General features: G+C 59.3%; 12 protein-coding genes. 3 read left to right on the top strand and 9 right to left on the bottom strand.

Annotated features, from left to right (window positions below; genetic code table 11):
• Window position 1: 1 nt before the first annotated feature.
• Entirely contained in the window at window positions 2–445 is a 444-nt protein-coding gene (locus tag AABA21_RS37375; RefSeq protein WP_338258038.1) for a CBS domain-containing protein, read from the bottom strand.
• 526 nt (window positions 446–971) lie between these two features.
• Here AABA21_RS37375 and AABA21_RS37370 point away from each other — a divergent pair.
• The 3 genes from AABA21_RS37370 to AABA21_RS37360 all read left to right on the top strand — a co-directional run bounded on the left by AABA21_RS37370 (window position 972) and on the right by AABA21_RS37360 (window position 4523).
• Window positions 972–2033: an alpha/beta fold hydrolase gene (locus AABA21_RS37370; protein WP_338258037.1), complete on the top strand. Its 1062-nt coding sequence runs from the start codon at window positions 972–974 to the stop codon at window positions 2031–2033.
• A gap of 376 nt (window positions 2034–2409) precedes the next feature.
• Window positions 2410–3648, top strand: coding sequence for an RNA-guided endonuclease IscB (gene iscB / locus AABA21_RS37365; protein WP_338258035.1), 1239 nt, complete (start codon window positions 2410–2412; stop codon window positions 3646–3648).
• 23 nt (window positions 3649–3671) lie between these two features.
• Window positions 3672–4523 carry an alpha/beta fold hydrolase gene (locus tag AABA21_RS37360; protein ID WP_338258033.1) on the top strand — a complete coding sequence of 284 codons (852 nt, stop codon included), beginning with the start codon at window positions 3672–3674 and terminating at the stop codon, window positions 4521–4523.
• A 357-nt stretch (window positions 4524–4880) separates the two neighbouring features.
• On the opposite strand, the gene AABA21_RS37355 is transcribed toward AABA21_RS37360, so the two are convergent.
• The 8 genes from AABA21_RS37355 to AABA21_RS37320 all read right to left on the bottom strand — a co-directional run bounded on the left by AABA21_RS37355 (window position 4881) and on the right by AABA21_RS37320 (window position 12114).
• Window positions 4881–5714, bottom strand: coding sequence for an SMP-30/gluconolactonase/LRE family protein (locus AABA21_RS37355; protein ID WP_338258031.1), 834 nt, complete (start codon window positions 5712–5714; stop codon window positions 4881–4883).
• Window positions 5715–5732: 18 nt separating this feature from the next.
• The gene (locus AABA21_RS37350; protein ID WP_338258028.1) at window positions 5733–6146 is read right to left on the bottom strand and encodes a VOC family protein; all 414 of its coding nucleotides are present in this window, start codon (window positions 6144–6146) and stop codon (window positions 5733–5735) included.
• A 350-nt stretch (window positions 6147–6496) separates the two neighbouring features.
• Window positions 6497–7396: a phosphotransferase family protein gene (locus AABA21_RS37345; protein WP_338258026.1), complete on the bottom strand. Its 900-nt coding sequence runs from the start codon at window positions 7394–7396 to the stop codon at window positions 6497–6499.
• A gap of 58 nt (window positions 7397–7454) precedes the next feature.
• Complete coding sequence (locus tag AABA21_RS37340; protein ID WP_338258024.1) at window positions 7455–7928, bottom strand: GNAT family N-acetyltransferase; 474 nt, start codon at window positions 7926–7928, stop codon at window positions 7455–7457.
• Between the two features lie 108 nt (window positions 7929–8036).
• Window positions 8037–9308 carry an enterochelin esterase gene (gene fes, locus AABA21_RS37335; protein ID WP_338258023.1) on the bottom strand — a complete coding sequence of 424 codons (1272 nt, stop codon included), beginning with the start codon at window positions 9306–9308 and terminating at the stop codon, window positions 8037–8039.
• Window positions 9309–9394: 86 nt separating this feature from the next.
• A complete protein-coding gene (locus AABA21_RS37330; RefSeq protein WP_338258021.1) occupies window positions 9395–10675 on the bottom strand; it encodes an APC family permease in 1281 nt (426 codons plus the stop codon).
• A complete protein-coding gene (locus AABA21_RS37325) occupies window positions 10672–11136 on the bottom strand; it encodes an Lrp/AsnC family transcriptional regulator (protein WP_338258019.1) in 465 nt (154 codons plus the stop codon). Before AABA21_RS37325 ends, AABA21_RS37330 begins: the two co-directional genes overlap by 4 nt.
• A 144-nt stretch (window positions 11137–11280) precedes the next feature.
• Window positions 11281–12114, bottom strand: coding sequence for an alpha/beta fold hydrolase (locus AABA21_RS37320; RefSeq protein WP_338258017.1), 834 nt, complete (start codon window positions 12112–12114; stop codon window positions 11281–11283).
• Window positions 12115–12300: the final 186 nt, after the last annotated feature.

Genomic DNA, 12300 nt, shown 5'->3' with positions numbered 1-12300 from the left:
ATCATGCATAATAGATTACGGCACGACAAATATCAGAACGGGAAACTGTTCCCATCAGCTTGCCATCATCCACGACTGGCAAGCGCCGGATCTGTTTCTCTATCATGACAACAGCAGCCTGAGCTATGTCATCGGTGCTCTTCAAGGTAATGGCGTTGTGAATAATCAGTGGGTCAATGGGACGATTGACGAGGTCATGACCTTTTTGCACAAAAAATTTAAAGGCGTCATTGAGCGTTCCGCCCGCCCGTAGAACTTCGTCGAAGCCAGGAAGGATCGCGCGAATAAGGTCTCCTTCTGACAGCACTCCGACAAATTTACTATCATGATCTATGACCATCAGATCACTGACTTCGGAGATACTGATAATTTCAGCGGCCCTGCGCATATCTGCCCCGACGCGAATATAGACCGGGTAAATGGTCATAATATCCTGTACCTGCACGTGCATCTTCTCTTTCACGAACTGATCATATTAAAAATACGAACTTTTGATACGAGCCACCGTGAAATATTCTCTACTACTAGACGCTGTTAACGACGGTTTTTACGCCAGGCTATGCTTTCCTTGCGCTTAATCCTTTCAACTTTAGAGCGAGCAACAATGAAAAAGACGACAGTACGTGCGGGGCTTGCCCCCGCTTGCTTGCTTCCCACAAGGAAAGGCTCCTTCAAAGCGACCAGGAACGGTGGCATGTGATGCATCGCATCATTTCCGTTGCTTTTTCGAACGGGAAGGACAAAAGCGGGGGCAAGCCCCGCACGTACTGTCGTCTTTTCTCTTCAAGAATCACTTTATAGTGACAAACAGGCGCTTCTATCACCCACTTCTGCTATTCAGGGACCGATTTGTTGCCAGCGTGCGGTGGATCTGGTACAGTTTTTCTTGGCTCAAACAATGGCGGCGTTTCATTATTTTTGCACAGCGTTGCTAACGATATTATCTTTAGCGAGGACCTGGAAGGGGGGATATGGTGATCGGGCGTATCTTTTCTCTGTTGATCGCTGCACCGGCTCTATCTGGTACCACCGGGCCGGGGGCGTTGATTCTCAAAGCGCGTGGGCTCTTGCGATCTGGCATCAATAGCTTCTTTCTGGCTGGTCTGCTAACATTGCTGGCGACCGCGCTGGTAGGGACGCTGCAGTCGTATCGTTCCTGGCGCCGACAGGAGCTGCGGCGCATCCGCAGCAATGGCCTGGTGGTGCACACCAGCGCCGGGCCCGTCGAGTACCAGGTCAGCGGCCAGGGGGCGGCGGTCATCTACGCCCACGGGACGCCCGGCGGCTACGATCAAGGGCTGGCCTTCGCGCAGTTTTTCGATCCTGAGCAGTGTATGTTGATCTCTCCGTCGCGTCCAGGCTACCTGGGCACGCCGCAGAGCTCGGGCGCCTCACCGGAGCAACAGGCGGACATGTACGCGGCCCTGCTCGACGAACTCGGGATCAAGCAGGCCAGCGTGATCGGCTTCTCGGGCGGTGGCCCTTCGGCGCTCCAGTTCGCCCTGCGCCATCCCGAGCGCTGCCGCAACCTGGTGATGATCGGAGCCATCGTGCAGCGCTACTGTCCCGCTGAGAGCCTGCTGCTGCTGCCCGCCTGGAAACGTTACCTGCTGCTGCGGGTCGAGCATCTGCTGGTCTCCGACCTCTTCCTCTACTGCATCCTGCCCTTCATCCGTCTGCTGCCGATGGGGCATGTGATGGCCGGCATGCTCTGTTCTGGGACCATCTACCACCTGCGCGAGGCGGGCTACCACAACGATCAGCACCACTTCGCGGCCATCGAGCAGTATCCGCTCTCACAGGTCAAGGTCCCCACGCTGATCGTCCACGGCACCGATGATGAAGATGTGCCCTTCGAGGATGCCCGGCTGATGGCGCGCTCGATTCCGCGTGTCACGCTGGTTGCGCTCAACAAAGGCAACCATGCCTCCTTCTTCATCCATGCCCGCACCATTATCCCGATCATCCAGCGCTTCCTCATCCGATCCCATACCGATCCGCGCGAGATAAAAGCGCTAGAGCTCGTTTTGTAAACAGCACCGGCAGGATAGTTGCATAGCAAGAAGAAGATTTTTAGTAGATTTCAGGCAAAATAGGTGCATATACATATTTACACGCAGGAGCGTACTCGACATGAACCACTTTTAGAGGGATGAGGTAGAGAGATGAATAATAGTTGCTAAAAGTCTAGCGAATCCTTGACTCACTGGCTCATGGAACTACCAGCGGGCTTCACGCGAGTCGTGGAGCAGAAGTTTGTTGAGTGAATCACACCCTGGAATGGTGTCCCAGTTCCAGGCCCTGTGGCGCTGTATTAAGGATAGGCGAAAGCTGAATGTGTGCAGCGTGTCAAAACCTCAAGAAACCATCGCGAGGGGCGTTTTACTTCCGAAAGGAGAGCTTAAAGCTATGCTGTGTTTGGTGTATGTGGTCAATCAGAATGGCCATTGCTTGATGCCCTGCAAGCCATCCAAGGCGCGTAAATTGCTCAGGGATGGCCGGGCTCGTGTCAAGCACCGGAGCCCTTTCACGATCCAACTCCTCTGGGACTGTGAGGAGCACGTCCAGGAGGTGGTGGTCGGGATCGATAAGGGCAGTTCGATAACGGGCTTCGCCTGTGTTGGCAACGGCGAGATCCTGCTGTCGGGGGAGATCGTTCATAGGAAAGACGTCAAAGAGAAGATGGAAACCCGCCGGATGCATCGGCGCAGCCGCCGAAACCGCCGTTGGTATCGTCCGAAGCGGATACTCAACCGAGCTTCCAGTCGTCGCAGTGGGCGACTTCCTCCGTCGATCAAAACGAATGTGGAGGAGGTGATCCGTGTGGTCGAGCACCTGCCGTTGCCTCTCGCCCACATCGTGATCGAAGATGTCCAGGTAGACATCGCTCGTTTGAACGATCCGACGCTTCAAGCAAGTCGCTATCAGGACCCGACACGGCTGGATGAGAACCTCCGGATCGCGTGCCTGATGCGTGACGGCTACCAATGCCAGTACTGTCACAAGCGCGAGACGCGCTTGGAAGCGCATCACCTCGTGTTTCGCCAACACGGTGGCAAAGATACCCTGCGCAATCTGCTCACGCTCTGCGAGTCGTGTCATCACCGTGTGCACGAGGGCAAGATCACGCTGTCGGTGACAGGCGTGAGCGGTCATTTGGACCATATCGCGCAACGGTCCATGCAAGGGAAAGCGCATCTGTACGCAACGCTGGAACAAGGCATTTCCCTGACCACCCTCTTTGGGTACCAGACGGCGATCTGGCGCAAACATCTGGACCTGCCCAAAGCCCATGATGTGGACGCTCTTTGCATTGCCACCTACGACACCGGAGAGGTTATTGCCTGGCAGCAAGACCGTTTCTACCAGGTGGGTTTTCGCCCGCGTCGAACGCGGCGGCACTACCATGATTTGCCTCGGAAAGGACAGGGCAGGGTGCGCTATCAGGTCAACAGCGAACTGGAGGGCTTTCGCAAAGGTGATGTGGTGCGCGTGAAGGGCACCTCTGTCAAGCAGATCAATTCGATCTACAGCGACGGCTATCTTGCCTTTCCGCGGGTCAAAGGGGAACCCTCAAAAGCTCGACCGAAGGATTGTGTGTTGCTCGAACGTGGCACCACAATGCTCTGGCAAAAGATGGCAGAATGATCAAGAAATGTCGAGGATCCGCTATGAATCCAAAGAACGATTATAATACGCGAGAGGTACAGACCGGCTTCGTCGAGAGCAATGGCACCTGGATCTATTATGAGATGCTGGGTCATGGACACCCGCTGGTGCTGCTGCACGGTGGTTATATGGATCGGCGCATGTGGGATGATCAATTTTATGTACTGGCCGCACGCTACCACGTGATCCGCTATGACATTCGCGGTTTTGGCAAATCAGATCTGCCCCAGCGTCCCTATGCCGACCGGGACGACCTCTACGCGCTGCTCAACTTTCTCGGCATTCAGCGCACCTACCTGCTCGGCCTCTCCCTCGGCGGGGAGATCGCCCTGGATTTTACGCTGGAGCATCCCACAATGGTGGACGCCCTGATCCTGGTTGGCTCGCCCGTCTCGGGCTATCCACACGATGTAATGTTCACCGAGGAACAGCTGCAGACCCTGATCCAGCAGTGGATGCCATTCGAGCAGGCGGTCCAGGATCGCAGCCGTCCCAGGATGGTCGAGTGCTTGATGGCCCATCCCACACTGGTACCATCCCGCGCCTATCCAGAAGCGCGGCAGCGGGTGCGGCAATACCTCTCTGAATACTCGTTCGCCTGGATATTGGATCCCGCTCCACGCCAGGACCTGGACCCCCCGGCCTACGGACGGCTGGCCGAGATCCATATCCCCACCCTGATCATCACGGGAGCTGACGACCACTTCCAGCTGCACAAAAGCGCCAACAAGCTGGCCCACGACATCGCCGGAGCCCGGCGCATCGAGATCCCCGACACCCATCACATGCCCAACATGGAGAAGCCTACCGAATTCAACCAGATCGTGCTCGACTTCCTGCGCACCCTCCCGTGAACGCCTGCCCTCGCGGCCGAACCTACGGGGGACATGGATATGCGTGGAGAGAAAATCGGCCGCAAGGGCCAATACTTTCAACTTTAGCGCGAGCAACAAGAGGAAAGATCACAGTACGTGCGGGGCTTGCCCCCGCTTGCTTGTCTCCCGAGCGGAAAGCTTATTCAAAGCGACCAGGAACGGTTGCATGCGATGCATCGCATTCTGCTTGCTGCTTGTTCGAGCGGCGAGCAAGGAAGCGGGGGCAAGCCCCGCACGTACTGCTTCTCTTTCTCTTTGTACATTCCCCTAAGTTGAACGTATCGGCCGCAAGGGCCGAACCTACGGGTGTACGTAAGACGGAATTCGGCCTCGCGCCTATTCGTATGGCCAGCCAGCTCCGGGCACCGGCATATTGGCTATAAGAATCTGGCCACTGCGCTCCTGACCACTCATGTGCTCAAAGCCGTGCCATTCGGCGGCCAGCATGAATAGTGTCCGCTTATCCTCGCCGCCGAGCATACAGGCGAAGCAGGCCCGGTCAAGCTGGATCTTCTGCAGAACGTCGCCACCTTCTTTGACACGCGCACAGCACATGCCCGGAACGGTGGCGTACCAGATGGCACCTTCGGCGTCGAGGCAGATGCCGTCGGGTGCGAGTCCTGCGAGGTCGGCCCAGACACGCCGTCGCGATAGATTGCCATCGGCATCGATATCGAAGGCGGTGAGGCAGGTGGCGTGGGACTCGGCCACGATCAGCGTCCGATTGTCGGGCGTCACAGCCATGCCATTAGGGAAGGCGAGCCCGTCAGCCACCTGGCGCACCGCGCCGTCGGGCGTGATCAAGGCGATCACACCGGGAGCATCAAAGGCGCCACCGTTGACGTAGATGTTGCCGCGTCCATCCACGACGATCTCGTTCCAGATAGGAGCGAGGTGTGAGAGCGTAGCGTGCGTCACCAGTTCCCCACTAGGCTCCTGGCGCAGCAGTAGCCCCTCACGCCCCGAGACGACGAGCAGACGCCCATCATGCAGCCAATCGATGCAGAAGGGGAGCGAGGTCGGCACATGGGCGACAACCTCGCTCTCGCCCTGCGGATCAACGGCAATAATTTCGTTCGTTCCCCAATGGGAGAACCACAAACGCCCCTGGTGCCAGCGCGGCGACTCGCCAAACGCCAGCCCACTCAACAGAACCTGCGTATCAGACATGTTGCTGCCTCCCTTTCATCAAGCGTTTTGCTCCAGGTTCATCTGCCAGGACACACCGTACTTGTCAGCCACCCAGCCAAACTTGCCGATACCAGGATACTCACTAAGCGGCATGAACACCTGCCCGCCCTGGGAGAGTTGGGCAAAATAGCGCTCGATCTCCTCGTCGGTCATACAGGTCACATACAACGAGATAGCCGGGGTAAAGGTAAACTGATGTTTAACGTTGCTATCGATGCACATAAACACCTGTCCATACAGCGAGAAGGTCGCAAGCATCACGCTCCCCTCGTCACCCGCCTCGCCGGGACCATAACGCCGGATGCTCAAAATCTCCGCCTGCTCAAAGATAGAGATGTAGTAATTCATGGCCTCTTCAGCCCGGCCTTCGAACATCAAAAATGTGGTGACGCGTTGCTTTGTATCAGCCATCGCCGGTACTCCTTCCTTTGTGTATGGACTATGCGATGAGCTTTAAGAGCGTCAAACGCTCATCTTACTGCACGCTTGAGCGCCCCCCGCACGGGCATCCGCATGCGCGGCCGATTGGTTTTCTAATGTGTTGGTGTCACAGGGGCGCATTCGCAGCCCCGTGACACCAACACATTATGACTTATGAGCAAAAAGTTATTATTAGCCTATCACCTCAAGCAGGACAAAACTTCTTCTATCTTGCTCTTTTATGCGATGCTCGACAATTAAGGCTATACGAAGAGCCTTCGGGGGAACGTGGGCGTTGGGGCACGGGCCGCTGCGCGGCAAAGCTGGGGCAAGCCCAGCACCTACGACGCGCGCGTTGCTCTTTTGTTTCCTTTGGCGCGGGCCTTCCATTTGTTGGTCCAGCGGCGAGCGGGAGCAAGTTCACGCGGTTGTTGCTGGTAGCGCGGCGCCAGGTCGCGCTGGAGCAGTGTGCCGGCCCAGGCATAGAAGGCGGGCATATCGTTGAGGCGCCCACCGGCGCGTTGATAGCCGACGCGCCAGGCCAGCGCGAAGAGGCTCAGGACCAGCCATTGGATGAGCGACCTGCGCACCAGGGGATCGACGCGCAGGATGGAGATGGTGCGGGCTGCATCGGCCCGTGGATCGCCGGCGCGCGCGTTGGTCCAATCGATCACGCCGGTGATGCGGCGACCATCGGTCAGGACGTTGCGTGGATGATAATCCAGGTGCAATAGCGCCTGCCTGCCTGCGGCGAGGTGGCACAGGCGATCCTGCAGGGCCTCTTCACCTTCGCAGCGCCAGCTTATCCACGATCCTGACCGCTGGCGCAGCAGCGCGGGGGCCTCCACCGCGTTAATGGCAGCCTGCGTACGGCCAAAGGCCATACCCAGCAACCACAAGCGCCACGGCCGCGCCAGCAGTTCGTCTCCCAGCGTTCGTCCGGCTATCCAGCTTATCAACAACGCCGGGCGATCCTGCCATGTTCCCGCCCTATGCACGCGGGGCACCGGCAGGCCCGCTGTGTGAACGGCCTCCATCACCGCCTGCTCACGCTCGCACTCCTCATGCTCATCCGGACGAAACACGCGCAGCGCATATAGCTGCCCCTCGTGCTCCACCCGCCACATCGCCATATCGAACCCGCCCCGCAAAGGCGTGGCGACCGGCGCTCCATTAACGCCCAACGCCCGCAGAATCTCCAAAGCTGGCAGCTCCGCCATCACCGTATCTGACTCCTCCATATGTTCGGACCTCGCGTCCGATTTTCCTTTCCGCGTACGACCATGTTCTCCCTGATCTCTAATTAAGCTCTTTGGTCATTACGATGTTGGTGGCCACATAGCCGAGTTTCTGGTACATCGCCAGGGCGGGCTGGTTGTGGCCGAAGACGTGCAGGCCTATCTTGCTGAGGCCGAGGTCGCGCACCTTCTTCTCCATTTCGAGGAAGGCCTGCGAGCCATAGCCCTGGTGGCGATACTCCTCATCGATGCGGACGTCATAGACAAAGGCGCTACGCTGGCCCGCGCGCTCCTCCACCGCGAACCAGAGCATGCCCACCTTTCGCTGCCGCTGCGGGTCAACGATGGTGAACAGGTATTGGTTGGGCGAGGCAACGCCGTTCGGCAGCAGCTCGGCATACTGTTTCCTGGACTGCTCCAGCGACTCTTCCTGCGACCAGCGTCCGCTCTTCACGTGCTCCTGAGCGTAATCGGCCACCGCGAAATTCAGGTAGCTCTGAAAATCCGCCTCGCTCATCGGCTCTAAAATAACCATGAAGTACCTCTCTCTTTATCCAACGCGAGGGCGCTGACGCGCCCGACATGTCATTGTATGGAGTGGTAGGAAGCGTGCTTCCTACCACTCCATACAAATGTATTCTGACTAATCGTGATAACGATGCGATGTAGAGGAGCCGGCGGGTAGCAGAAACTGCAGGCCGTCGGCCAGCGAGCCGCGCCAGCAGGCGTAGTCATGGCCGCCGGCGAACTCGCGATAACACAGATCGTATCCTTTATCCTGCAGGACGCCGCGCAGGTGACGGTTGGAGAGCACCATGGCTTCATATGGCTCAAACAGGCCAACCTCCTGATAGAAGCGCAGCGGCAAGTGTTCGCGCTGATCAAACTGTTGTACCAGCCATTCGGGAGTGTGATCTTCCGGATGGTCCTTCCCCCACCAGTAGGAGCCGGACTGCGAGAGCACGTTGCCGAAGACCTCGGATGCCTGCAGGGCGGCATAGGCGGCGGCCAATCCACCATAGCTGGACCCGCCGACGATGGTGCGGGCGGGATCGCTGGTGACGTGATAGCGCTCCCTCACCCATGGCAGCAGCTCGCGCGTCAGAAAATCGACGTGCGGCTGATAGCAGGGCAGCTCGCGGTTGCGCGTCTCCTGATTCAGGCTGTCGGGCGACACCACGACCAGCGGCGGAATCTTTCCGGAATGCAACAGGTTATCGATAATGGTTGGCGTTGGAACCAGATCGACGTACGCATATCCATCGAACACAACCAGCAACGCATACGGCTCATGTTCCAAACTATAGCCGGGCGGCGTATAGATCCAGACGCGGCGCTCATTCTCCAGAATAGAGCTCTGAAAACGCTGCAACTCTACCTTACCAGCGGGCACATCATCATGCTGCATGATCCAGGGCTGGGCCGGCGCGTCTGGCAGTTCGAGCAACGACAGGACCCGCGGGAAATCCTCCGGGTCCTCTTCATCTTTGGGGAACGTAAACCGCCGCGCGTTGAGCGGATCAGGTTGGAAGCCACGGACACGCGCCCGGTAGTCGGTCGCTTCCGTAAACGGCACCAACGAGTCGTCGGGGGAAAACTGGTAGACCGAGCGCAGATCTGAACGTAATCGATAGGTTTTATACCAGAGATCGCTCTCCCCCAGCCGTTCCAACTGATGCCTCTCAATGTCATCGTCCGCCACATAGCGCGCGAACAACACAACGTTGCGCGTCTGCGACGTGCCACGCCACACAAAGGTCACCAGGCACTCAGTAGGATCGTCGGGGATCGGCTCGATCAGAGGCGCTTGCTGCTCCTCAATCTCGCGCCAGAATGGGGGCAGCGCAGCGGGGTTACCGGCCTCCAGCTCACGCTTCAATTGAGCGATACGTGGGCTGCTATCTTCAAGCATCATGCCACCTTTTCCACGTGGGCGCTCAAGATTGGCACCCACCACACATATTTGCTTTAGATACCTTTTATTCTTTCATAAAAGCTCTTCTATGATTCTACCACATCCTCCGGCGCGTTGTGGTCAGACCGGCGCCGACGCCACCAGAGATAGAGCAGGGCGAGCGCGGCAGTGAGTACAGGGATAGCGATGGAGGCGCCGGCGAAGAAGAAGATGGCCAGGCACAGCAGACAGCTCGCGGCCGCCAGCCAGCGGGCGAGACCTGCGAGCAGCCGGGCGCCGGCGGCGGTCCCGACCACATAGGTGGCGATGCCCAGCGAGTTGGGGATGCTCAGCAGAGAACCGGCGCTCAAACCCAGTAGATAGGTCGCGGCCAGCCCGAGCAGCGCTACCACGCCGATCACCAGCAGCGAGCGTCGGGGGACACCATGCTGGTCGAGCCGCGCCAGCCAGGCGGGCATGGCGCCGTCGCGTGCCAGCGCGTAGCCCAGGCGCGAGCCGGCCGCCACGTAGGCGTTGACGGTCCCCAGCGAGATCACCAGCGCCATCACGGCGGCGACGGCGCCCGCGCCCAGTCCCAGCGCGTCGCTCAGCAGTCGAGCCACCGCGACGCGATCGAGGGCCGCCGTCCCATAGGTGCCGGTCCCGATAGTGGCGACGGCCACGCCCAGGTAGAGGATCGTTACCAGAACCACGCTCCACAGCGTGCTGCGCGGCACGTCGCGTTCGGGATCGGTAAACTCGGCTGAAAGCTGGGCGATCGCCTCCCAGCCAAAGAAGGCGAAGAAGATCAGCACGCCCGCCTGCCCGATCGCGGGTAGTCCATGGGGAACAAATGGCACCCAATGCGCGGCCCGCATGCGAGGGATAGAGACCAGCGTCGCGCTCAGCAGCAGCAGCGCGACGCCCGCGCTCAACAGCAGAGCCAGCCGTCCGCTGACGCGCAGGCCATAGAGATTGGGGATGATGGCGGCGATCAGGATGGCCGCGGCGATCAGAAAGGTCGCCTCGCGCCCCAGACGCAGGGCGTCGGCGATATAGTAGGCCCCGGTCAAGGGCACGATCATCTGCCCGACAATCGAGGCGATAAAGTAGAACCAGCCGGTCACGGCTCCCAGCGCCGGGCCGAAGGCGCGCGTGGTAAAGGTGGCCACACCGCCGGCGTCGGGATAGCGGCTGGCCAGGGCGGCAAAGGTCAGGGCCAGCGGGATACCCAGCACACAATCAAAGATCCAGGAGAGCATCGAAGCCGGCCCGGCCGTGCTCGCGGCCAGTCCGGGCAGAAGCAGGACACCCGCGCCGATGACAGCGGCCACGTACAGGGCGATGGCCTGTGGCAGGCGGATGGTGCGCACAACGCTTTGCTTCATCCCAGCACCTCCTCATCGCCCAACTCGCGCGCGCTGAGGGTCGAGAGCGCTAGCGTCGTCATGGTTGCCTGCACGTCGGGGACGGCCCGCATACGGTCGATCAACTCCTGCAGCGCCAGCGGCAGGGCCACCCTGACCTTGAGCAACATGCACCACTCGCCGGTCACGCGATGGCACTCCTCCACCATACTCTCCTGGTTTCCCAGGCGCATCAAGATCTGGCCGACCTCGTGGCACTGCGTCCCCGAGGTGCGCACCCAGATAAAGGCCGTAATCGGCAGGCCCAGCGCCTCCCAGTCGACCAGCGCCTGGTAGCCACGAAGGACCCCCTGCTCCTCCAGCCGCTTGACGCGTTCATGCACCGCCGGCCGCGACAGATGGACGCGCTGTGCCAGCGTCTCCTGGCTCAGCCGCCCATTGTCGCGCAACAGAGAAACAATCTTCCGATCAATCGCATCCATTCTATATTCCTCGTTTCATCGATCAGCACAAACATTCTGTCGCTCACGATAGAATATAGCAGACGATACGTCAATCATTTCCCAAAATACCGACGAAACGTCGGAAAATCATGCAAAAAGAGGCGCTCGAAGATCGTCAGCCCACTAAACGTCGGCGCCAGTGGCCCTGGATAAAAATGAGAGGACGGCATGGTTGAACTGCTCGGGCCGCTCCATGTTGACCATGTGCGCGACCCCCTCGATCACCAGCAGCTGGGCGCCGTCGATCTGGCTGGCGAGCTGCTGGCTCAGCTCCAGCTTGTAGGGAAGATCATAGTCGCCGACCACGACCAGGGTCGGCACATGCACCTCGGCCAGCCGCTCGATGGCCGGCGGCTGTAGCTTCACAAGTTCGGCTCCATCGGGGACCGGAACAGCGAAGGCGTGGCGCTGCATGACGCGGACACGCTCGCGCACGCTCGCATCGACCTGCTCGGGCGTGCGCCGGGGACCATCCACCCATACGCGCACGTTCAGGTCGGTGGCCGCGTCGAGGTCGTCGCGCTCCAGGTACGCCTCCTCTTCCTCCTGGAAGCGTATCACCGCCTCCGAAGGCTGCGTGCCGCTCACGCTGGGCGCGACCAGCACCAGCGAGCGCACCATCTGTGGATGCGAGAGCGCGAAATCAAGCGCGACCTGGCCGCCGAACGAGATGCCTACGACGTGCGCGCTCTCGATGCCGAGGGAGGTGAGAAGCTCGGCGGGATCATCATAATAGGCGAACGGCATGGCGGGATATTGAGACTGTCCATAGCCGCGCTGATCGTAGCGGATGACGCGATAGTGCCGCGCGAAGGCGGCGAACTGCTCATCCCACATGCGGCTATCGGCGATCCCGGCATGGATCAACAGCAGCGGCTCGCCCTGGCCGGCTACCTCATAATACAGCGGGGCCCCATGAGCCTGTAAAAAGCCAGTCTGTGAATTGAGTTCTGTCACAAAAATCTCCTTGATAAGCTGTTCTGCCGCAACACAAAAAGGCAGCAGAGAATGGCGGGCTGCAACAATACAGCCCCTCACAACGGGGAATAAATGGGTTTATTGAGGATTTCAAGAGGCAGAACTTAATTCACTGGCGTGCAAGGTGCACAGTCCTGTCTCATCCTCGAAGCATTGGTCAACATC

The sequence above is a fragment of the Dictyobacter halimunensis genome (genome assembly GCF_036245075.1).
This window is presented reverse-complemented; position numbering and strand designations above follow the sequence as displayed.

Excerpts from the sequence above, each read along its gene's own strand:
- AABA21_RS37350 (WP_338258028.1), bottom strand. The coding sequence starts at position 6,146 with ATGGCTGATACAAAGCAACGCGTCACCACATTTTTGATGTTCGAAGGC.
- AABA21_RS37355 (WP_338258031.1), bottom strand. The coding sequence starts at position 5,714 with ATGTCTGATACGCAGGTTCTGTTGAGTGGGCTGGCGTTTGGCGAGTCG.
- AABA21_RS37325 (WP_338258019.1), bottom strand. The coding sequence starts at position 11,136 with ATGGATGCGATTGATCGGAAGATTGTTTCTCTGTTGCGCGACAATGGG.
- AABA21_RS37330 (WP_338258021.1), bottom strand. The coding sequence starts at position 10,675 with ATGAAGCAAAGCGTTGTGCGCACCATCCGCCTGCCACAGGCCATCGCC.
- AABA21_RS37345 (WP_338258026.1), bottom strand. The coding sequence starts at position 7,396 with ATGGAGGAGTCAGATACGGTGATGGCGGAGCTGCCAGCTTTGGAGATT.
- AABA21_RS37360 (WP_338258033.1), top strand. The coding sequence starts at position 3,672 with ATGAATCCAAAGAACGATTATAATACGCGAGAGGTACAGACCGGCTTC.
- AABA21_RS37340 (WP_338258024.1), bottom strand. The coding sequence starts at position 7,928 with ATGGTTATTTTAGAGCCGATGAGCGAGGCGGATTTTCAGAGCTACCTG.
- iscB (WP_338258035.1), top strand. The coding sequence starts at position 2,410 with ATGCTGTGTTTGGTGTATGTGGTCAATCAGAATGGCCATTGCTTGATG.
- fes (WP_338258023.1), bottom strand. The coding sequence starts at position 9,308 with ATGATGCTTGAAGATAGCAGCCCACGTATCGCTCAATTGAAGCGTGAG.
- AABA21_RS37370 (WP_338258037.1), top strand. The coding sequence starts at position 972 with ATGGTGATCGGGCGTATCTTTTCTCTGTTGATCGCTGCACCGGCTCTA.